Consider the following 20,249-nt stretch of genomic DNA (forward strand, 5'->3'; position numbering starts at 1 on the left):
GAAAGATGAGTTTCGGAAATATAAACTTCATTTTCGATAGTTAATACTAAAAGCAAAAAAAATGAAATACGACGTTATTGTTTTAGGAAGTGGTCCTGGAGGCTATGTAACAGCGATTAGAGCTTCACAATTAGGCTTTAAAGTAGCTGTAGTTGAAAAAGAAAACCTTGGTGGTGTATGCTTGAACTGGGGATGTATCCCAACAAAAGCATTATTAAAATCAGCTCAGGTTTTTGATTATTTAAAACATGCTTCTGATTATGGATTGAAAGTTTCTGAATTCGATAAAGATTTCCCTGCAGTGGTTCAACGTAGCCGTGGTGTTGCTGAAGGAATGAGCAAAGGAGTTCAGTTCTTGATGAAAAAAAACAAAATTGACGTTATTGAAGGTTTTGGAAAACTAAAACCAGGTAAAAAACTTGACGTTACTGATAAAGATAATAAAGTTACTGAATACAGCGCTGATCACATTATCATTGCAACTGGTGCTCGCTCTCGTGAGTTGCCAAACTTGCCTCAAGATGGTGTAAAAGTAATTGGTTACCGTCAAGCAATGACTTTGCCAACACAGCCAAAATCTATGATTATTGTTGGTTCTGGAGCAATTGGAGTTGAGTTCGCTCATTTCTACAACTCAATGGGAACTGATGTAACTATCGTAGAATTTATGCCAAACGTAGTTCCTGTAGAAGACGAAGATATCTCAAAACAATTTGAGCGTTCTTTGAAAAAAGCCGGAATTAAAGTAATGACCAACTCTTCTGTAGAAAAAATTGATACAACAGGTGCTGGAGTAAAAGCATTTGTTAAAACTGCTAAAGGTGAAGAAGTTCTTGAAGCTGATATCGTACTTTCTGCAGTTGGAATCAAAACTAATATCGAAAACATTGGTTTAGAAGAAGTTGGAATTGCTGTTGACAGAGATAAAATCTTAGTAAACGCTTACAACGCAACTAATATTCCTGGATATTATGCAATTGGAGACGTTACTCCAGGTCAGGCTTTGGCTCACGTAGCTTCTGCTGAAGGAATTAACTGTGTTGAAAAAATCGCTGGTTTACATGTAGACCCAATCGATTACGGAAACATTCCGGGTTGTACATATGCAACTCCTGAAATTGCTTCTGTTGGTTTAACTGAAAAACAAGCCAAAGAAAAAGGATACGAATTAAAAATTGGTAAATTCCCATTCTCAGCTTCAGGAAAAGCTAAGGCTGCCGGAACTCCAGATGGATTCGTAAAAGTAATCTTCGATGCTAAATACGGAGAATGGTTAGGATGCCACATGATTGGTGCTGGTGTTACAGATATGATTGCTGAAGCAGTTGTAGCTCGTAAACTTGAAACTACAGGTCATGAAATTCTTAAATCTATCCACCCTCACCCAACAATGAGCGAGGCTGTTATGGAAGCTGTTGCTGATGCTTACGGCGAAGTAATTCACTTGTAAAAATAGACCGTTTTACGGTTACATATAATTTTCAATTTAAAATCCGATTTGTGAAAGCAAGTCGGATTTTTTTTGTGCCGTTTTTTTTAATGGCTTTCAAGTATTCAATAAGCAGATCAAAATTAGTAAAAACGCAAGTAATTAAAATTCAATCAAATACAATCAAAAATCATATTTTTTCGTAATTTTAGCTATAAATCTGACAATATCAGATCTTTAAAAGCTGACTATTATTTCTAATTATTAATAAATTGATATTATGAAAAAAATAATTTTCCCTTTTTTGACAGTGCTTTTCTTCACATCCTGCAATCAGACTCCAAAAAACACAACCGAACAGACAGCCATTACAGATACTGTAACAACCGCGTTTAAACCTGCTAATATTAAAGAAGAAATTCTTTATCAGCGTGGAGTTGAAGCCGCCATTTGGGGAATGCCTGCAGTTAATTATCAGCTGATGTACAATGCACTTGAAAAATTAAACGGCAATTATAATCAGGTTGTCATCTGGCCTAAATTGTTGGATTGGAAAAATCAGACACTGACACCTAATCCTGATGTCATTTATTTAATGCCTTTTTTCAATACCGAAAAAGTCGGCCCTGTAGTTCTTGAAATTCCACCTGCCGATAATGGCGTTTTCAACGGAAGTGTGATGACCTATTGGCAAAATGCTATTGAAGATGTAGGTCCTGGAGGTGTTGATAAAGGAAAAGGAGGAAAATATCTGTTTCTGCCTCCAGGTTACGACAAAAATAAAATACCGGCTGGTTATATTCCGATGCAATCTGATACCTATCGCGGATATGCACTTTTAAGATCTGTGCTAAAAAGTGGCAGTGCGGCAGATGTTGCGGCAGCGGTAGCATATTCAAAACGCATTAAAGTTTATCCGCTCAGCGAAGCATCACAAAACCCAGCAACTGTTTTTGTAGACGCCAGCAATGATGTTTACGATTCAACCATTGCTTATGACGCTACGTTTTATCAAACATTAAACACTATTGTTCAGGCTGAACCGTGGCTAGACAGAGACCGTGTCATGATTGACCCTCTAAAGACAATAGGAATAAAAAGAGGCCAGCCATTTAATCCAGATGCCCGTACAAAAGAAATTTTAGCACATGCTGTAAAAAAAGCGAAAGCTTGGCTAGAATACAATTATGAAGCAACAAAGCCTTTTTACAAAGACACACATTGGTTTTTTCCTGCTGATGAAGAGAATATCAAAAGCGTAAAAAGTTCGTATGGCGTTTCTGAAATTTATCCTATTGATAACAGGGCCATTTGTTATATGATTGCTTTTTTCAGTGCCAAACACATCGGTGAATCTCAGTATTATTTAATGCAGATCGAAGACAAAGAAGGAAATGAATTAGACGGAAATACTTTATACAAAGTTCATGTTCCTGCAAATGTTCCTATTAAGCAATATTGGTCGATGACAGTCTACAATCGGGCAACACATACCTTTATTCGCAATAGCAAATGGGCCGCTCGTTCGTCACAAACACCTGGATTAAAAACAAACAGTGATGGTACTGTCGATTTATATTTTGGTCCAAATCCTCCCCCAAGCGGTGAATCAAATTGGGTGCCGACAGATCCAAAAGGGAAGTTTGAAATATTGGCTCGCTTTTATGGCCCAAAACCAAACCTATTTGATCAAAGCTGGAAATTAAATGATTTAGAAAAAGTAAAATAATTAAAATTAGAAAATATGAAAAAAGAACTTATTTCACTGATTGCATTACTTCTTCTTGCTGCCTGTAATAAAGTAGCTGATAAAACAACAACTTCAAAAGATTCAATACAAGAGGAAACAACCGCAGAAGCACCACAAAATAATGGTGTGCTGGTTAACGCTAAGAATTTTACTAGGGCAGAAACTGATGCCTACTTTGCTGTTACCATAAAGCAAGCCGGCGGGACGGGCAAGTTTCACCATTTTACAGAACTGATGCCAATAGATCATCAAACTGTTATACGCGCCAACCGCGATGTATTATATTCATCAGCTGTGTTTGACCTTGATGCTGGCCCTGTTACCATTACTTTGCCAAATCCCGGCAAGCGCTTCATGTCTATGATGCTGGTAGATGAAGATCATTATTCGCAAACAGTGTATGCGCCCGGCACCTTCACTTATACCAAAGAAAAAATTGGAACCCGATATATTATGTTAGGCATCCGCACCTTTATTGATCCGAATGATAAAAATGATTTGCAGAAGGTTAAAGATTTGCAAAATGCGATTAAAATAGACCAGAAAGATAAAGGAACATTTGAGATTCCGAATTGGGATAAAGAGAGTCAAAAACGAGTACATGACTCATTAGTAGAAGCATCTAAAAAATATCCTGATACAAAAGGCATGTTTGGTTTAAAAACGGAAGTTGATCCTGTTCGTCATCTCATAGGAACCGCCACCGGATGGGGCGGAAATGCGGAAAAAGATGCTATGTATCTGCAAATTCAGCCTTCTCAAAATGATGGAAAAACAATTTACAAGCTTAAAATAAAAGATGTACCGGTAAACGGTTTTTGGTCTGTGAGCGTATACAATAAAGAAGGCTATTTTGAAAAAAATGACTTAAATGCTTATTCATTAAATAATATTACAGCAAAAAAAGATAAAGATGGTTCAGTAACCATACAATTTGGTGGATGCGATGGCAAAGTCGCGAATTGTATTCCTATTGCTCCTGACTGGAATTATTGGGTGAGATTGTATCGTCCAAAAAAAGAAATATTAGATGGAAAATGGAAGTTTCCTGAAGCAAAACCCGTGAAATAACATTATTTGGCCGTTTAAAACTTATTCATCCGATTTGTGAAAGCAAGTCGGATTTTTTTTCAATATTTATTAAAAGTATACATAACATAAAGTCTTTTAAATTCTTAATTTAGACTTCAAATTCATGTCGATGAAACAAAAAGAAGATCAAAAAGAAGTATATTTTAAAAAAGTTTATGATAACATCAAAAACTTTGGATATCACACAACTTCAGTAGCAGAAGAAGTAAACTTTACGCCTTTTACGTATTCTACTGGTTTGTTTAAAAATTTTGAAATACCTGAATTATTTATTTCTGGCCTTGGACCAAATCTTTCAGGCGAAATAATTAAAAAGTATGCAGAAAAATATAGGTCTAAAGAAATTCCACTAAATAAAAAAATAGTTGATTTGATTGATACGTTTCCTGTTTATTTTATAAAAGTCAATAAAATAGATTTAGCAGAATATACTCTAAGCTCAATTAACTATTATGAGAATGAAAATTATGAATATTTACAATTAATTTTTCCTGATTTAAATGGAAAGTTTCCTAATGAAGCTAACTACGAATATGATCAGCAAATAATTGGTAAATTTGAAATATAAAACAAACAAACGTAATGAAAGAAATTTGTATTGTTGAATTTCCATCAAATTTGGGTTTGAAAGAACCTCAACCAGGAAAAGAGCCCGGCGTAAAAAAACTGCCTAAATGGTTATGGAAACATAATCTGCATAAAGAAATTAATCCGAAAGATGTCTTGACGCTTGATGCTCCAAGATATACTGCTATTAAAGATCCCGAAACTCAGATTCTCAATACAAATTCGCTGGTCGAGTATGCGCGTGAACAAGCATATTTGATTAATAATTTACTTTCACAAAATAAATTTCCTTTTATAATTGGAGGTGACTGCAGTATTCTTTTAGGAACCGCAATCGCTTTAAAACAAAAAGGGAATTATGGATTATTTTACCTCGACGGTCATACTGATTTTATGGATGTTTCTTTATCTGAAACTGGCGGCGTTGGCGGAATGGCAGCATCTTTAGTAACTGGAAACGGGCATCAAAAGCTAACTGATATCTTAAACTTATCCCCTTACATTAAAGAAAAAAATCTTTGGTGCGTAGGCAATCGTGAATATGATGACGAGTATGAAAATGAAATCCGAAATTCTGAGGCCACATATTTTAGCTTAAATGACCTTCGAAAACAAGGAATTTCGAATTGCGCAGAAGCTTTTCTTTCTGAAATAAAAACCAAAAATCTTGACGGTTTCTTTCTGCATATTGATGTTGATGTTTTAAATGACAATATTATGCCGTGCGTTGACAGCAGAACACCAGACGGACTTTCGTATGCCGAATTTAACGAACTTACCTCCTATTTGTTTCAAAGCGAAAAATTAACCGGACTTGAAATAACGATTCTCGATCCTGATTTAGATCCAGTTGGACAATACACAAAAGATTTTGTCACTAATATTTCAAATACTTTTAACGCATCCAGAAATAAATTATAATACATAAAACAAGTTCCTGTTTTAAAAAATCACAACACTTATATTCAATATTTTATACTATTTTTACTACTGACAATCCGTTGTCACAATGCCATTTTACTTTTACTGAAATAATTAAAATGAGTTTTATGGAAACAAAAGACGGAAAACTAGCAGTATATGCACCCACAAGAGCAGACTGGAGAAAATGGCTTTTGGAAAATGGTGCAAATGAAAAATCGGTTTGGTTAATTTTATATCACAAAAAAAGCAAAACCGAAAGCGTCAATTTAATCGAAGCTACTGAAGAAGCACTTTGTTTTGGCTGGATTGACAGTCTGTGCAAAAAGCGCGACGCAGAAAGTTATTATTTGACTTTTTCACATCGGAATCCGAAAACCAGCAAATGGAGCAAATCAAACATTGAAAGAGCTGAAAGACTCATTAAAGAAAATTTAATGACAGAACAAGGCCAAAATTTAATTGATCTTGCCAAAGCGCAGGGAAAATGGATTACAGAATAAAAATGATTAATTACAATACAAAATCAAAACTGCTATGATTGGAATACTTGTTGAACTCTTGCTTTCCTGGTTAATTCTATGGATGTTTGACAAATCCAATTTATCTGTTTTAGGTTTTAAAATCACTACCAATCAAAGCCTTAATTTTATTTTTGGTTTCCTAGGAGCATCCCTTTTTTGTGTTTTATATTATTTCTCCTATTCTGTTTATGCTGCTAATTCTATAACTGTTAATAAGCAATTCACATTTATTCAATTCCTTCATAGTTTCTGGTGGGTTTTAAGTTCGGTTTTGTTCGAAGAATTAATCTTCAGAGGCGCTTTGCTTTATATTCTAATTAAAAAATTTGGAATAAAGTATGCCTGTATTGCTTCGGCGATAGCCTTTGGCATTTATCATTGGTTTTCATTTGGCGTTATCGGAAATCCTGCTTCAATGCTGGTTGTATTTATAATGACCGGAATCTGGGGGCTGATGTATGCCTTTGCCTACGCAAAAACAAAATCCTTATACCTTCCAATTGGTTTGCATTTAGGATGGAACTTAATCCATATTGCCGTTTTTTCAAAAGGCCCCTTAGGTCATCAATTTTTAATTGTCAGTGATAAAAAATTAGAAGGAATCGAATCTTTGATATTCTTTATTCTTCAAATTATTGTATTACCCGTTGTTACCTATTTATGCTTGAAAAAAAACAAACAGAATCCCGATAAGTTGAAACAAATCCAAAATAGCAGTATTAACTAAATCCTAAAGCCATGATTAGAAAAATTGTATTGTTCGTTTCATTACTCATTGCAATCACCTCTTTTGCACAGGAAAATGAATTCAAAATTCCAGATTACAAACAAATTGAAAAAGAGATTCAAGATAAAAAATCACCGTTTTACTATCCTAATTTAATGGATCGTCTGGCTAAAAATGACACACTCATGACGCATGATGAATTTCGTCATTTATATTTTGGATATGTTTTTCAGCCCAAATACAATGCTTTCTGGAGATCACCAGACGAAAAGAGACTCAATGAGATTTTTGGTAAAGAAAAAATGGATACTAAAGATTATGACGAAGCAATCAAACTGATCAATCATACTTTAAGCGAATTTCCTTTTGATCTTAGACAACTTAATCTTTTGGCTTATACACATCATTTAAAAGGCAACGAAGCAAGTGCAAAAACAACTTCATTCAAATTCCACAGCATCTTGAACGCGATCTTATCTTCTGGAGATGGAAAAAAATGCGAAACTGGTTTTCATGTCATTTTGGTCGAACATGAATATGTCCTCTTAAATGTTTTTGAGCTCGAAAGCAAAGCGCAGTCACTTGTTGACAAATGTGATTATCTAAGTTTTGAAAAAGGCAAATACAATGTTGACGGCATTTATTTTAATATTGAAAAAATGCTTGAAAATGAAACTAAAGCACTAATGAAATAAACGCATATCTACAAAATCAAATGACAATAACTGAAATTAGAAATAAAGATTATGAACCATTAAGAAATTTGTTTTTAAACGAAAGACAAAGAACTTTTTCATGGCTTGATCCATCTGAATTTCAATTGGATGATTTTGAAAAACACATTCAGGGAGAAACTGTTTTGGTCGCGTTAGAAAATGATATTCCGATTGGGTTTATTTCGATCTGGATGCCAAATAATTTTATTCATCATTTGTACATTGATCAGGAACATCAAGGCAAAAATATTGGAACTGAATTATTGAAAGCCGCAATTAAAAAAACTAAATTTCCTGTCACTTTAAAGTGCTTGGAACAAAATAGCAAAGCCGTAGATTTTTATAAACGAAAAGGCTTTGTTGAAAAGGAAAAAGGAAACTCAGAACACGGTACTTATATTTTATTCGAATTATTAGAAAACATACACTAACCAAAATTATAAACCCCAAAATGAATCTAACAGAATTACCCATTGATCTTAAAAAACAAATTGAAAATGAAAAAACAGATTTCGCCATAAAAGCACAGCGAAAATATCCACTCAGCAAATCATTGGGCGGGTTGCTCATTGGAATTCTAATGTGCGCTTTTATGAGTCTTTTTATATATGGTTTCTTTGGACCTTTATTTAAAAATGAAGAAGCTCACTTTGAGTCAAATGGAGAACCCGTAACCGCAAGTTTAAATGATTTTGGTGAATTAATAATTCCTGGCGGAATAATCGGTTTACTGACTTTGGCGGGAATTTACGTGGTTATAAATTCAATTTATTCTTTATTTCAAAAGGGAGGATATTTTGTTGGAACCGAAACCAGACTGATTCAATTTAAAAATGGAAAAACGGTCAGTACCGATTGGGAGCAATTTACAGGAAATGTCAAAATAAACGCTAAAAATAATTCTGGGAATCTCGAGTTCGAACTCCGAACCGGAAAAATGGAAAGCCAAAAAAACAAACCAGACAAATTTGTTCCAGATATTATTTACGTTTCCGGAATTGAAAACGTGTACGATATTGAAAAAAAATGCAGAATCAGAATCAAAGAAAATGATCCTACTCCGGCCACAGTATTAAATTAAAAACAGGAAAAATGAATTTAAACAATTGGACTTTTGACACACTGCCAACAGTATTCATTATTATATTTTTTCCGCTTTTTATCTATGTTACCTATTGGTTCTTTATTACGGGACTTATCGGATTATATCGAATGATTCAAAGTAAAAATTGGCGTTCAACAATTGGAGAAATTACGCATGCAGAAATAAAGTTTAAAGATTTCTCTTCAGATGGAGACACCTCTTTTAAATTCATTATTGAAAAAGAATACTCTTATACTGTAAAAGAACAGCAATATACATCAAAACAAACTTTACCGTCTGATTCTTTGTACGCAAAAGAGTTCAAACCTCTGAGTAAATTTCCTGAAAGATATGGCAGTTATACCAACAGTATAAATTATGTTCATGCCGAAAAAGAATTACAAGCAACAATTGGCCGTTCTGTAAAAGTTTTTTATGATGGCAAAAAACCTCAAATTTCCTGTTTAATAACTGGCATCAATAATGAAATTTTTCTGCCTATTTTTATGGGATTCATTTTTGGATGTGGCATAACGTATCTGACCTACATTTTTGTGAAACCGCTTTTTGAATAATATTTTAGGTTAAAAAATATCGAATCAAAAAACTAAAATTATGAATACAGAAATCCAAAACTATAACGATTCTCAAACTGCAGAAGACAAAAAAATATGCGATTTGTTAAGTGCAGAAATAAATGCATTCCTGCACGAAGCAGAAAGCAAGATCTGGCACAGGCATCCGGTTTGGTTTTTAGAAGGAAATCCGGTTGCGGGTTACAGTAAATTGAAAGATTCTGTAAGATTGCTTTTTTGGAGCGGTCAAACATTTGAAGAATCGGGTCTTCATAACGAAGGAAGTTTTAAAGCCGCCGAAAAACGATATACTAATGTCGACCAAATCAATATTGACGATTTGAAAAGATGGCTTGAAAAAGCCCGAACAATTCAATGGGATTATAAAAATATTGTCAAACGAAAAGGTGTTTTGATTCGCCTGAAATAATTTTACTTAACCCGTTTGCAATTAATTCAAACACATAGAAACATAGATTTAGGAGGCGCAAAAAAGGCGTTTCACTTGTTTTAAACAAACATAGTTTTGGCTATGTGTTAGAAACAAGTTTCTTTCTAAAGCTCTTTTCGACAAATAAAATCTATGTTTCTATGTGTTGAATAAAATTTACTTACTTAAAAAAACGCTCTGAATCACAAATGAATACATTAACAAAAAAAGACATTGAAAAACCAATTGGCGGCCTATTCTTCATGATTATTAATACTTCTATTTGGGCTTTTATTGCCGAATATTATTTCGAAAATAAGGACTTTCACATTGCCGGCATTTTTTTAGGACTTATCATTATGAGTTTTTTATTCTTTTATTTGAAGTTTACAAAAGCTCAAAAAAATCTTCCAGAAAGCACAATTGAAAAAACAGAAGAAGAAAAGAAAAATGAAAAATGGTTTTTGATTATTTTTGGTTTGGAAGGTCTCGGAATAGTAGTCGCCAAAAATATTTTGATGAACATTAATCACGACGAACTGTTTATTTGCTTTTTTGTTTTAATTGTCGGACTGCATTTTTTTCCGCTTGCTAAAATATTCAAACGTACTTTTGATTTTTACATGGGAACTTGGACTTGTTTATTTGCAGTTTTGGGTATTTATTTAATAACACAAAAAATCATGACTGTAAACGCCGCTAACGTGATTGTTAGTTTGGGCTGTGCATTTGCAACTATTTCTTATGGTTTCAGAATGATTCTGGAAGGAAGAAAATTGCTCTTGATTAAACAATAAACCAGGACAATAAACAATATTTTAATAAATTACATACAATTAACGCAACCTTTTAACCAAAACTTCATCTTTAAATTAAACCAATTAATTTAAACCGATGAAAAAATATTACTTATTATTATTTATAGCAGTTCTTAGTTCCTGCAGCAACAATGACAGCGAGCCAAAGAATACTGAAGCTCAAGAGTCATTAAGGGGACGTTGGAACTGGGTAAAAACTACTAAAGAACCGTCTACTATTGTACTTACACCTGCGTCGCAAAATAAAACAACTGTTTTAGAATTTTCAGGTAATTCTGTTAAAGAATATGAAAATGGCACCTTATTATACGACAGAAAATTTTCTGTTGTGAAAAAGCCATCAATTTATGGTGGTGAAAAAAATATGTTTGTATTTGAAGGTGTTTATACTTTTGCCAACAAATCTTCTCAAATTGCCCCGACGGTTATAAGTTCATTTGAAATTATTGGCGATAAACTGTATATAAGACAAGAGATCCAAAATGGCATTATATCAGAATATGAACGTCCAAAAATAGATTAAAAGCTAAATCAATCCTTATGAAAAAATATCTTTTGTTTTTTGTTTTAATCCTTTTGAGTTCGTGCAACAATGACGATACTCCCAAAAATGACGACGCTGAAGTTGCAAAAAAACTACAAGGAAAATGGAGCTGGACTAGTACTACTAATGGAGTCGACGGCACTATTACTACACCCGAAACTGAAAAAAAAACAATTCTGCTCGAATTTTCAGGTACCAGTTTTAAAAAATATATCGATGGAACTTTAACTATTAATACCACATTTGAAATAGTGACCCAGCAAGTAGGCGGAGAGACCCCTATTCAACAAACTCTTGTTATAGGTGGCTATTATCAAATTTCAAATAAAAAAGCCCTGTTTGTACCTACTCATAGCTTTGAAGGCCTTAAAATAAATGGTAATAAACTAAACCTCAATAAAATTTGCAACAAATGCAATGCTTCTGAGTATGTTCGTTTAAACTAAAATTATTCAAAATGAAAAAATACCTTATGTTTTTTGTTTTAATCATTTTGAGCTCGTGCAATAATGATGATAATAATTATAACGATGCAAGATTGTTAAGAGGCCGATGGCTTTGGGTTTCGTCAACTGGCGGTTTCTCTGGAGGCACGATAACAGCTTCAAAAGACAAAAATGAACTTGAACTTGAATTTTCTGCCACGCATTTAACCACTTATACTGACGGAATTGTAACGACGAAAAGAAAATATTTTATTGTAAATAAAGAATCAATTTTCGGAGGATATAAAAATATGATTATAACTGAAAAAGAAAATGCTATAGATCAGGAATTTTCTATAAACGAGTCTTATACTGTTAATGGTGATGAATTAATTTTGGCCTCAGAATGTTATGACTGTTATACATCAAAATATAAAAAAGTAAAATAAATGATGATGAAAAAAATTCTACCTATTATTTTTATTCTTTTAGCTTTTTCAAGCTGTTCCGATGATGATGACAATCATAATCCTGTGATTGGAAACTGGAAATTAGTAAGAGCTCAGACTTTACAATTTGGTACGGCTTCTAATCCGATCCCTCACGAATCTATAACTGATTATTCAGAGAAAAACATTATTTATACATTTGATGCAGGGTCTAATTTGACCATCAGCGAAGATGGGAAAAAAGAACAATACAAATACGAATACAAATTCGACTATTTATCAGGAAGTCCTTCTGCTAACGAAACAAAAACTCAGTTAGTCATTATCGATGGTTCAAAATGGACTTATCGAGTTTCTAATCAAGGGGAAATGATTTTAGGAAAATCTTATGTTGATGGTTCTGATTTGTATTTTGTACGACAATAAATCGTTGCATTTTTTTTCTTGTGAAAACTAAAAGTTCTGGCTTAGCCCCGATGGAAGCGGCATCCTTTTTCTGGCTTCTTTAGACAGAAAAAGATACAGCGTACAGCGGGACAAAATGTCTTTTTGAAAACGAAAATTGCTGCTTCAAAATAAAAAAAATGCTCTTCTGAATAATTCCCGAAGAGCATTTTTATTAATTGACTAAAAACAGTGAATTGCTGAATAAGAGGATTCCGTTTTCCCAAAAACCTCTAAAGAGCGGATTGTCCATCATATAAATCACAGATCCGTCGCCTCTTTTATCGACTGCAAAAGTTACTGTTTCGGGAAGTTTTTTCTTGATGTCGTTTCCAACAAAACCGTAACTCAAAAAGTTTTTAGGAATGTACGCCACGTTAATAGCATTTTTTAAAAGTGAAAACGATCTTTCGTTTGTTTTCAAACTGTAATACGTGTTTCCTAAACCAAACGCCATTGGATACGTTTTGTCTAGTTTATTTTCGATAATCGCACCCGGAATAGTGCCTGAAATTTCTCTTCGTTCTGAGCCTTCGAAGTCTAAAAAGCGTTTTTTAAGCTCAATTTCCTTTTCTTCTTTTTCTGATTTTTCTTTGTCTTCTTTGCTTGCAAACAAACTTAAAGCATAACCTTCGCGATCCTGAAACAACGAAATTGCACTGCTCATCGCAATTACTTTTCCGCCGTTTTTAATCCATTCGTCAATGCGTTTTTTCTGATCGTCTGAAAAATCATAAGAACCGTCAGAAAGTATTAAAGTGTTGTAATTATACAATTTTACTCGGTTGAAATTTGAAGTTTCAACAATACTTACAGGATATTTTACCACTTCGTCCAGATAATGCCAATTGGCGCCAAACTCCGTTGAAACAACTCCTTTTCCTGAAAGCATCAAGATTTTTGGTGCTTTTAAGAGAACAAAATTTTCTCCGCCAATATCTTTTGAATTGGTTGAAAATCCTGTGCTGATAAAACTGTAATCGGATTTTATTTTGATGATTTCGCTGACTGTTTTTTCAAAATCGGCAGTTTTAGGATTATCAGCACGGCTTATAATTAAACCGCCCGGCTCGATTGTAATGGTTCCGAAAACTGCTTTTTTCATTGCCGAACGTACTTTTATACCAGCCTGATGCAATGATGAAACCACTTGAGCCGAAACCCTGCTGTTCCAAGGCACATAAAAAGCATAAACGCTGGCTGGAATGTTTTTTGGAGCAATCTCAATTGCCGCTTTTGTTTTGATTGAAACTGCATTTTTTACGGCATACCCTTCAACGCCGTAAGCCAATGGCAAAGCCCAAGCCGTAATATCATACGATAAACTATCATTCAGTTTTTGATTTGGTTCAAATAAAACCTGTGCCAAAACTGATCTTGGCTGATCTGCTTTTATGATTAAATCGTTTGGCTCAATTTTGAAGCTTTCACTTTTTTTGTTTTGATAATGAAATCCGGAAGCATTTGCCGATGCATCGGCATAACTGAACTCAATGTCATTCTTTTTCAGCATTTCGGTCAATTGTTCCAGTTTTGCATTGCTCTTCAAGACATAGGTATTGTAAACGCCTTTTGCTTTTATACGGGCGTTGGTATGAAAATCTCTGAAGCCTTTTAACAAAATATCTTTTTGCGAAGCCGCACTTTCAACAACCGTCAAAACTGCTGTAGCATGATGCGTCAAACGGTCTTTTATAGTTACGTTTGCTCCATTTTCCATTGTTACTTCTCGGCCTGCTCCTATTCCGCCCTGCTCGAGCGTTAATCCAACTGCACCATTATATGTTGGATAGGTATCGCCGTAACTTGGATAAAACAAATCAAAACGCTCTCTGGTATTATACATCCAGTTTTGTTTGTCGAATTTCTGCGAAATGTTTTTTCCTAAAACATTATAAAAATCTTTTTGGTACTGCTCAATAAATTCGTGAAGCGGTTCGGCCGCCGGAGGAAAAAAGTACGGCGAATTGTAACTCATTTCATGAACATCTGTATGCACCTGAGGCATCCATTGATTGTACACTTTTATGCGCTGCTGTGATTCAACTTGTGTCTGCCACGCCCAGTCTCTATTCAAATCAAATAGATAATGATTGTATCTGCCACCCGGCCACTCTTCCATATGTTCTCTGTCGTACAAACCCGGATGCGTTTTTTTTCCTGATATTTCTCTTAGCCAGTTTCCGTAACGTGAATAACCATCAGGATTGATGCACGGATCCAGAATCACGATAGTATTTTTAAGCCATTTTTTGGTTTCTTCATTTGACGGATTCAAAAGTTCGTACGCAACAGTTAAAGCACTTTCGGTTCCGGCAAATTCGTTTCCGTGAACATTAAAACTTAACCAAACGATAATTTTGTCCTGTGCTGTCGCCGATTTTGAATCGGAAAGACCAATTGAAGCCAGATTATTTAATCGGATTTGCTCTAAATTTTTAAGATTTTCGGCATCAGAAATAAAGTATAAATCTAAATCACGCTGTTCATTTGTTAAACCATATTGCTGTTTTTTTATTAAAGCTGAATTTTCAGTCAGGTATTTAAAATAATCTTCAACTTGATGGTAGTACGAGATTTCTTTTCCGTAATTCGGAATAAATTCTGATGGCGCTTTTAATTGTGCAAAAGCTGAAATTGAAGCGGTTATAAAAAATAATGCAGCGTAAAAGTTTTTTATCATAATAGGAAATGGTTTGCAGTTGGTTAAAAATAAGAATTAACTTTATATAATTAAAAAACGGCTCCAATTTTAATTGATTTATTAATTTCAAAAAAATTAACTCAAATGAATATTCTAATTGTATACTGCCATCCGAGTAAAAAATCCTATACTTTTCAGGTTTTAGAAAGACTTAAAAGTGTTATTGCAAAAGAAAACTGGAATCTCGAAATCTCTGATTTATATACTTCAAACTTTCAAAGTGATTTATCTGAAACGGAATATGAAAGAGAAGGATTTGCAAAACTTGATCTTCCAATTTCGGAAGATGTTTTGGCCGAGCAGAAAAAAATTGAGAAAGCCGACTGCATTATTTTTCTTTATCCGGTTTGGTGGAGCGATTGTCCTGCAAAATTAAAAGGCTGGTTTGATCGCGTTTATTCGGTTGGATATGCGTACGGACAAACGGAAGTTTTTCCGAAAATGAAAACAATTCCTTTTGGATTAGTGATATGCACAGCGGGTCATCCGAATGCTTTTTTAAAGGAAATTAAAATGGCGCAAAGCATGGAAACAATTATGCTCGAAGACCGACTTGGACAGCGTTTTGAGAATAAAGAAATGCTGATTTTGGGCGGTACTTTGGAACTGGAAAAAGTGATGGAAGGGCATTTTTTGCTGATCGAAGAAACTGTAGAAACGATTAAAAAATATTTTGCTTAGATTGCACGCAGATTTGGCAGATTTGGCAGATTTTCACTGATTTTATATTTACAAGCCTAACGATTTTTATGAATCTTCAAAAAATAAAAGCTTATCAATTTATTGATTAGTATTTTCAAAAAAACTGATAATTATTGAAAACAAATAAACATTAACAAACATCAAACCGGACTGAAGTCCGGCCCTACAATATGGATCGAGCCAAAGGCTCTTTTATAGTTCCGAAGGAACAAATGATATTGTAGAGCTGGACTTCTGCTAATCATTTTTATCTCAATTTCAATTTATATTATCAATTTATTGTTTGGTCTTTTTAGAAAAAACTGATAATCATTGAAAACAAATAAACATCAAAAAAACATTAAACCGGACTGAAGTCCGGCCCTACAATATGGATCGAGCCAAAGGCTCTTTTATAGTTCCGAAGGAACAAATGATATTGTAGAGCTGGACTTCAGTCCAGTTTAAATAAAAGCATATCAAATAACAAACCCGACAGGTTTTAAAAACCTGTCGGGTTTGTTGCTTGGAAGGCTTTTGAAAAATAGATATTCTCTTATAGCCCCGATGGGAGCGATATCCTTTTATGGCGGGGTTCGCCATAAAAGATTTAGCGGACAGCGGGACGAATGGTTCTTATGGAAATGGATTTTCTGCTTCTAAAATCTAAAACTCTGTCTTAAAACACCCTCAAAATTGTCTCTTAAACACCCTAACGAATTGATTTTTAAAGAATAACTTTGATATACAACTTTTAAAAATCAAACAAGATGAGTGCAACAAGTTTTACCACCACAATACAAGTCGATCAATCTGCTGAGGAAGTTTTTAATGCCGTCACCAATGTACGTGGCTGGTGGTCTGAAGAAATTGAAGGAAATACAGCGAAACTGAATGATGAATTTGATTATCATTTTGAAGATATTCATCGTTGCAAAGTAAAATTAATTGAAGTAATTCCGAATCAAAAAATTGTCTGGCTGGTTGAAGAAAACTACTTTAAGTTTACTGAAGATAAAACCGAATGGACGAATACAAAACCAACTTTTGAAATTTCAGAAAAAAATGGAAAAACAGAACTTCGTTTTACACATTTTGGTTTAACATCAGAATATGAATGTTTTGAAATTTGCAGAGGCGCTTGGACAAATTATATTCAAAACAGTCTTAAAAAGCTTATTGAAACTGGAAAAGGCGAACCAAATGCAACTGGAAAACCACAAACTGAAAACGAAAAGAGATTATCTGAAAACTAGAAGCCTAAAACCTCAGAATCTTAGAATCTTAGAATATTTTTCGGCTACAACAATAGTAGATTTGGCTAAAACGATTTGTTTGATGTTACGCAACTTTGTAATATCAAAAATTAGAACAAATGAAAATTATACTTACAGGTTCTTTAGGGAACATCAGCAAACCTTTAGCCAATAATTTGGTACAAAAAGGACATGCCATTTCGATTATCAGCAGTAATGTTGAAAATCAGTCTGAAATTGAAAAATTAGGTGCAAAAGCATTAATTGGATCGGTTGAAGATTTAGATTTCTTGACCGAAAGTTTTACAGGCGCAAATGCTGTTTATTGCATGATTCCGCGTGCAAATTATTTTGATCCAAATCTTGATCTAGATGCTTTTACTCGTAAAATCGGAAATAATTACGCCGAAGCAATTGCAAAATCTGGCGTGAAACGTTTGGTTTTCCTGAGCAGTATTGGAGCGCATTTAGAGAAAAACTCAGGAATTATTCAGCGTTACAATGAAATCGAAGCCGTTTTGAATAGACTTTCAGATGTTTCGATAACTTTTATGCGTCCAACTTCTTTCTATTACAATTTACTGGCTTACATTCCGGTAATCAAAAATCAAGGATTTATCGCTGCCAATTATGGCGCTGATGCAATTATTCCGTGGGTTTCTCCAAATGATATTGCAAACGCCATCGCAGATGAACTTACAACGCCGCTTGACGGAAAAAAAGTTCGTTACATTGCAAGCGAAGAACTTACTGGACATGAAACAGCACGTATTTTAGGAGAAGCGATTGGAAAGCCTGATTTAAAATGGATTTTAACCACAGATCAGGAAACTTTAAATGGCTTAATTACCGTAGGAATGCAACCAAAAATTGCTGAAGGTTTGGTCGAAATGTATGCTGCACTTTACAATGGCTCATTGGGTGAAGATTATTACCAAAACCGACCTGCAGAATTGGGGAAAGTAAAACTTGCAACATACGCAAAAGAATTTGCTTCGATTTACAACCAGAAATAAGTACCTTAGACTATGGCAAATCTTCAACCTTACCGAATAAAAAGTATCAGCGAATTTCATGAATTTAGAGATTTGCCAAAACCCCAACATCCGTTAATCAGCGTTTATAATTTTGAAGATCTGAAATATCTCAATGAAGCCGAACCAAAAAGCTTAATGTTGGATTTTTATTCGATTGCACTCAAAAGAAATTCGAATGCCAAAATGCGCTACGGCCAGCAGGAATACGATTTTAAAGAAGGTGTTTTAATGTTTATTTCGCCAGGGCAGGTTTTTTCAATCGAAGGAAACTCAGAACTGCAACATACAGGATGGTCATTATTGATCCATCCTGATTTTTTGTGGAATACACCGTTAGCACAAAAAATCAAGCAATATGATTATTTTGGTTATGCTGTTCACGAAGCATTACACCTTTCTGACAAAGAAGAAAATATGCTTGTGGGAATTATCAAAAATATTCAGCAGGAATATCAATCAAACATTGATAAATTCAGCCAAGATGTTATTATTGCTCAAATCGAGTTGTTTTTAACTTATTCTGAGCGTTTTTACAACCGACAATTTATTACCCGAAAAATAAGCAATCATCAGATATTAGCTCGGTTGGAAAAATTACTTGAAGATTATTTCAACGATCATTCTTTGTCAAAAAAAGGTTTGCCAACAGTTCAGTTTATTGCAGAAAACTTGAATGTTTCGCCCAATTATTTAAGTGGTTTATTAAAGTTGCTTACGGGTCAGAGCACACAACAGCATATTCACAATAAATTAATCGAAAAGGCTAAAGAAAAACTTTCGACAACCAGTTTATCAATAAGTGAAATTGCGTTTGAATTAGGTTTTGAGCATCAGCAATCCTTCAGTAAATTATTTAAAACCAAAACAAATGTTTCACCTTTAGAATTCAGACAATCATTTAATTAAAAATTATTTCGATACATACAATTCATTATTTTCATAAATTCGTAAAACTAAACCCATAATTTATGAACCCTATTTTAAGAAATACTTTGGCCGTCATTATTGGCCTTTTTGTTGGAAGCATTGTAAACATGAGTATAATTTTAATAAGCGGTTCGATTATTCCGCCACCAAATGGGGCTGATAATACCACGATGGAAGGCCTTAAAGCAACTATGCATTTGTTTGAGCCTAAACATTTTCTGTTCCCGTTTTTGGCGCATGCCACTGGAACATTTGCCGGAGCTGCTGCAACGGCTATAATTGCTTTTAGTCATAAAAAGAAATTGGCGCTGGTTATTGGCGCTTTCTTTTTATTGGGCGGTATTGTCACAGTTTGTTCGTTGCCGTCTCCAATGTGGTTTACGGTTGTCGATTTAGTTTTTGCTTATATCCCAATGGCATATTTGGCACTGAAATTAACCTGCAGAAGATAATTTTTAGTAAGATGAACAGCAAATTAACCAAAGTAAAACCTGCCAAAATGTGTTACGAACATATTGGTGGAAAACTGGGACAATTACTTGCTATAACTTTTATCGAAAAAGGATGGATTGCCAAAAAAAATCCTGCTGATAAACATTTTTATATTACCGAAATTGGCCTTACAGAATTTGAAAAACTGGGCATCGATCTTTCTGAAATAAAACTCGAAGATTTCTAAAAAACAACTCTCAATTACACAATACCGTAGCTTCAAATTTCTTAACTTAGTTCGCTTTAATATTTAAAGATCATGACTAGGAAAGAAATTGCCCGAGACTTCTTAAAACTTGCTGCCAAAGGTCATCCGCACGAAGCGTTTCGACTTCATGTCAGCAAAAAATTCAAACATCATAATGCCTACTTTAAAGGTGATGCTGATACTTTGATGCTTGCAATGGAAGAATCTGCAAGAACAAATCCGAATAAGGTTTTTAAAGTTCATCATATTTTGGAAGATGACAATCTGGTCGCCGTGCACTCGCATTTAAAACAAAGTCCAACAGATTTAGGATTTGCTGTTGTTCATATTTTAAAATTTAAAGACGATAAAATTGTTGAACTTTGGGATTTAGGTCAGCAAATTCGCCCGGAAACTATTAACGAAAACGGAATGTTTTAAAACAATTATTAATGGTGAATTGTTAATTG

At 34.1% G+C, this 20,249-nt stretch carries 25 protein-coding genes; 24 read left to right on the forward strand and 1 reads right to left on the reverse strand.

Features of this window, described 5'->3' with window-relative positions; all coding sequences use genetic code 11:
* Positions 1-61: 61 nt before the first annotated feature.
* The 17 genes from lpdA (at position 62) to GKZ88_RS07890 (ending at position 12,477) form a co-directional block, all read left to right on the forward strand.
* Positions 62-1,450: a dihydrolipoyl dehydrogenase gene (lpdA, locus tag GKZ88_RS07810; protein WP_155101822.1), complete on the forward strand. Its 1,389-nt coding sequence runs from the start codon at positions 62-64 to the stop codon at positions 1,448-1,450.
* A gap of 259 nt (positions 1,451-1,709) precedes the next feature.
* Entirely contained in the window at positions 1,710-3,158 is a 1,449-nt protein-coding gene (locus GKZ88_RS07815; protein ID WP_155101823.1) for a DUF1254 domain-containing protein, read from the forward strand.
* Between the two features lie 15 nt (positions 3,159-3,173).
* Positions 3,174-4,250, forward strand: a complete 1,077-nt coding sequence (locus tag GKZ88_RS07820) for a DUF1254 domain-containing protein (protein WP_155101824.1) — start codon at positions 3,174-3,176, stop codon at positions 4,248-4,250.
* Between the two features lie 130 nt (positions 4,251-4,380).
* Positions 4,381-4,839: a DUF4262 domain-containing protein gene (locus GKZ88_RS07825; protein WP_230392481.1), complete on the forward strand. Its 459-nt coding sequence runs from the start codon at positions 4,381-4,383 to the stop codon at positions 4,837-4,839.
* A 14-nt stretch (positions 4,840-4,853) separates the two neighbouring features.
* Positions 4,854-5,759: an arginase family protein gene (locus GKZ88_RS07830; protein WP_155101826.1), complete on the forward strand. Its 906-nt coding sequence runs from the start codon at positions 4,854-4,856 to the stop codon at positions 5,757-5,759.
* 128 nt (positions 5,760-5,887) lie between these two features.
* The gene (locus GKZ88_RS07835; protein ID WP_155101827.1) at positions 5,888-6,262 is read left to right on the forward strand and encodes a hypothetical protein; all 375 of its coding nucleotides are present in this window, start codon (positions 5,888-5,890) and stop codon (positions 6,260-6,262) included.
* Positions 6,263-6,296: 34 nt separating this feature from the next.
* Positions 6,297-7,010, forward strand: coding sequence for a CPBP family intramembrane glutamic endopeptidase (locus GKZ88_RS07840; protein WP_155101828.1), 714 nt, complete (start codon positions 6,297-6,299; stop codon positions 7,008-7,010).
* A gap of 11 nt (positions 7,011-7,021) precedes the next feature.
* A complete protein-coding gene (locus GKZ88_RS07845; RefSeq protein WP_155101829.1) occupies positions 7,022-7,705 on the forward strand; it encodes a DUF4919 domain-containing protein in 684 nt (227 codons plus the stop codon).
* A gap of 20 nt (positions 7,706-7,725) precedes the next feature.
* Positions 7,726-8,157, forward strand: a complete 432-nt coding sequence (locus GKZ88_RS07850; protein ID WP_155101830.1) for a GNAT family N-acetyltransferase — start codon at positions 7,726-7,728, stop codon at positions 8,155-8,157.
* 20 nt (positions 8,158-8,177) lie between these two features.
* On the forward strand, positions 8,178-8,807 hold the full coding sequence (locus tag GKZ88_RS07855) for a hypothetical protein (RefSeq protein ID WP_155101831.1): 630 nt from the start codon (positions 8,178-8,180) through the stop codon (positions 8,805-8,807).
* Positions 8,808-8,818: 11 nt separating this feature from the next.
* Positions 8,819-9,385: a DUF3592 domain-containing protein gene (locus GKZ88_RS07860; protein ID WP_155101832.1), complete on the forward strand. Its 567-nt coding sequence runs from the start codon at positions 8,819-8,821 to the stop codon at positions 9,383-9,385.
* Between the two features lie 40 nt (positions 9,386-9,425).
* Complete coding sequence (locus GKZ88_RS07865) at positions 9,426-9,815, forward strand: DUF1801 domain-containing protein (protein ID WP_155101833.1); 390 nt, start codon at positions 9,426-9,428, stop codon at positions 9,813-9,815.
* A 209-nt stretch (positions 9,816-10,024) separates the two neighbouring features.
* Entirely contained in the window at positions 10,025-10,612 is a 588-nt protein-coding gene (locus GKZ88_RS07870; RefSeq protein WP_155101834.1) for a hypothetical protein, read from the forward strand.
* 97 nt (positions 10,613-10,709) lie between these two features.
* Positions 10,710-11,156 carry a hypothetical protein gene (locus GKZ88_RS07875; protein ID WP_155101835.1) on the forward strand — a complete coding sequence of 149 codons (447 nt, stop codon included), beginning with the start codon at positions 10,710-10,712 and terminating at the stop codon, positions 11,154-11,156.
* A gap of 17 nt (positions 11,157-11,173) precedes the next feature.
* Positions 11,174-11,623, forward strand: a complete 450-nt coding sequence (locus tag GKZ88_RS07880) for a hypothetical protein (RefSeq protein WP_155101836.1) — start codon at positions 11,174-11,176, stop codon at positions 11,621-11,623.
* An 11-nt stretch (positions 11,624-11,634) separates the two neighbouring features.
* Positions 11,635-12,051, forward strand: coding sequence for a hypothetical protein (locus GKZ88_RS07885; protein ID WP_155101837.1), 417 nt, complete (start codon positions 11,635-11,637; stop codon positions 12,049-12,051).
* 6 nt (positions 12,052-12,057) lie between these two features.
* A complete protein-coding gene (locus tag GKZ88_RS07890; protein ID WP_155101838.1) occupies positions 12,058-12,477 on the forward strand; it encodes a hypothetical protein in 420 nt (139 codons plus the stop codon).
* A gap of 193 nt (positions 12,478-12,670) precedes the next feature.
* Here the strand turns inward: GKZ88_RS07890 and GKZ88_RS07895 are convergent, their stop codons facing one another.
* Positions 12,671-15,178 carry a M14 family zinc carboxypeptidase gene (locus tag GKZ88_RS07895; protein ID WP_155101839.1) on the reverse strand — a complete coding sequence of 836 codons (2,508 nt, stop codon included), beginning with the start codon at positions 15,176-15,178 and terminating at the stop codon, positions 12,671-12,673.
* Between the two features lie 105 nt (positions 15,179-15,283).
* On the opposite strand from GKZ88_RS07895, the gene GKZ88_RS07900 reads away from it, so the two are divergent.
* From GKZ88_RS07900 to GKZ88_RS07930, 7 genes are all read left to right on the forward strand, one after another.
* On the forward strand, positions 15,284-15,880 hold the full coding sequence (locus GKZ88_RS07900; protein ID WP_155101840.1) for an NAD(P)H-dependent oxidoreductase: 597 nt from the start codon (positions 15,284-15,286) through the stop codon (positions 15,878-15,880).
* Between the two features lie 770 nt (positions 15,881-16,650).
* The gene (locus tag GKZ88_RS07905) at positions 16,651-17,136 is read left to right on the forward strand and encodes an SRPBCC domain-containing protein (protein ID WP_155101841.1); all 486 of its coding nucleotides are present in this window, start codon (positions 16,651-16,653) and stop codon (positions 17,134-17,136) included.
* Between the two features lie 119 nt (positions 17,137-17,255).
* On the forward strand, positions 17,256-18,152 hold the full coding sequence (locus tag GKZ88_RS07910; RefSeq protein ID WP_155101842.1) for an NAD(P)H-binding protein: 897 nt from the start codon (positions 17,256-17,258) through the stop codon (positions 18,150-18,152).
* Positions 18,153-18,164: 12 nt separating this feature from the next.
* Complete coding sequence (locus GKZ88_RS07915; RefSeq protein ID WP_155101843.1) at positions 18,165-19,079, forward strand: response regulator transcription factor; 915 nt, start codon at positions 18,165-18,167, stop codon at positions 19,077-19,079.
* Between the two features lie 62 nt (positions 19,080-19,141).
* A complete protein-coding gene (locus tag GKZ88_RS07920; protein ID WP_155101844.1) occupies positions 19,142-19,552 on the forward strand; it encodes a hypothetical protein in 411 nt (136 codons plus the stop codon).
* Positions 19,553-19,563: 11 nt separating this feature from the next.
* Positions 19,564-19,779 (forward strand): ArsR family transcriptional regulator, encoded by a 216-nt coding sequence (locus tag GKZ88_RS07925; RefSeq protein ID WP_155101845.1) that lies wholly within the window; start codon positions 19,564-19,566, stop codon positions 19,777-19,779.
* Between the two features lie 72 nt (positions 19,780-19,851).
* A complete protein-coding gene (locus tag GKZ88_RS07930) occupies positions 19,852-20,220 on the forward strand; it encodes a nuclear transport factor 2 family protein (RefSeq protein ID WP_155101846.1) in 369 nt (122 codons plus the stop codon).
* Positions 20,221-20,249 lie beyond the last annotated feature (29 nt).

It is taken from the genome of Flavobacterium sp. LC2016-01 (assembly GCF_009711135.1).
GTDB lineage: Bacteria > Bacteroidota > Bacteroidia > Flavobacteriales > Flavobacteriaceae > Flavobacterium.

Bases quoted from the DNA above. Each gene is read 5' to 3' on its own strand.
- lpdA (WP_155101822.1), top strand. From the start codon at position 62: ATGAAATACGACGTTATTGTTTTAGGAAGTGGTCCTGGAGGCTATGTA.
- GKZ88_RS07815 (WP_155101823.1), top strand. From the start codon at position 1,710: ATGAAAAAAATAATTTTCCCTTTTTTGACAGTGCTTTTCTTCACATCC.
- GKZ88_RS07820 (WP_155101824.1), top strand. From the start codon at position 3,174: ATGAAAAAAGAACTTATTTCACTGATTGCATTACTTCTTCTTGCTGCC.
- GKZ88_RS07825 (WP_230392481.1), top strand. From the start codon at position 4,381: ATGAAACAAAAAGAAGATCAAAAAGAAGTATATTTTAAAAAAGTTTAT.
- GKZ88_RS07830 (WP_155101826.1), top strand. From the start codon at position 4,854: ATGAAAGAAATTTGTATTGTTGAATTTCCATCAAATTTGGGTTTGAAA.
- GKZ88_RS07835 (WP_155101827.1), top strand. From the start codon at position 5,888: ATGGAAACAAAAGACGGAAAACTAGCAGTATATGCACCCACAAGAGCA.
- GKZ88_RS07840 (WP_155101828.1), top strand. From the start codon at position 6,297: ATGATTGGAATACTTGTTGAACTCTTGCTTTCCTGGTTAATTCTATGG.
- GKZ88_RS07845 (WP_155101829.1), top strand. From the start codon at position 7,022: ATGATTAGAAAAATTGTATTGTTCGTTTCATTACTCATTGCAATCACC.
- GKZ88_RS07850 (WP_155101830.1), top strand. From the start codon at position 7,726: ATGACAATAACTGAAATTAGAAATAAAGATTATGAACCATTAAGAAAT.
- GKZ88_RS07855 (WP_155101831.1), top strand. From the start codon at position 8,178: ATGAATCTAACAGAATTACCCATTGATCTTAAAAAACAAATTGAAAAT.
- GKZ88_RS07860 (WP_155101832.1), top strand. From the start codon at position 8,819: ATGAATTTAAACAATTGGACTTTTGACACACTGCCAACAGTATTCATT.
- GKZ88_RS07865 (WP_155101833.1), top strand. From the start codon at position 9,426: ATGAATACAGAAATCCAAAACTATAACGATTCTCAAACTGCAGAAGAC.
- GKZ88_RS07870 (WP_155101834.1), top strand. From the start codon at position 10,025: ATGAATACATTAACAAAAAAAGACATTGAAAAACCAATTGGCGGCCTA.
- GKZ88_RS07875 (WP_155101835.1), top strand. From the start codon at position 10,710: ATGAAAAAATATTACTTATTATTATTTATAGCAGTTCTTAGTTCCTGC.
- GKZ88_RS07880 (WP_155101836.1), top strand. From the start codon at position 11,174: ATGAAAAAATATCTTTTGTTTTTTGTTTTAATCCTTTTGAGTTCGTGC.
- GKZ88_RS07885 (WP_155101837.1), top strand. From the start codon at position 11,635: ATGAAAAAATACCTTATGTTTTTTGTTTTAATCATTTTGAGCTCGTGC.
- GKZ88_RS07890 (WP_155101838.1), top strand. From the start codon at position 12,058: ATGAAAAAAATTCTACCTATTATTTTTATTCTTTTAGCTTTTTCAAGC.
- GKZ88_RS07895 (WP_155101839.1), bottom strand. From the start codon at position 15,178: ATGATAAAAAACTTTTACGCTGCATTATTTTTTATAACCGCTTCAATT.
- GKZ88_RS07900 (WP_155101840.1), top strand. From the start codon at position 15,284: ATGAATATTCTAATTGTATACTGCCATCCGAGTAAAAAATCCTATACT.
- GKZ88_RS07905 (WP_155101841.1), top strand. From the start codon at position 16,651: ATGAGTGCAACAAGTTTTACCACCACAATACAAGTCGATCAATCTGCT.
- GKZ88_RS07910 (WP_155101842.1), top strand. From the start codon at position 17,256: ATGAAAATTATACTTACAGGTTCTTTAGGGAACATCAGCAAACCTTTA.
- GKZ88_RS07915 (WP_155101843.1), top strand. From the start codon at position 18,165: ATGGCAAATCTTCAACCTTACCGAATAAAAAGTATCAGCGAATTTCAT.
- GKZ88_RS07920 (WP_155101844.1), top strand. From the start codon at position 19,142: ATGAACCCTATTTTAAGAAATACTTTGGCCGTCATTATTGGCCTTTTT.
- GKZ88_RS07925 (WP_155101845.1), top strand. From the start codon at position 19,564: ATGAACAGCAAATTAACCAAAGTAAAACCTGCCAAAATGTGTTACGAA.
- GKZ88_RS07930 (WP_155101846.1), top strand. From the start codon at position 19,852: ATGACTAGGAAAGAAATTGCCCGAGACTTCTTAAAACTTGCTGCCAAA.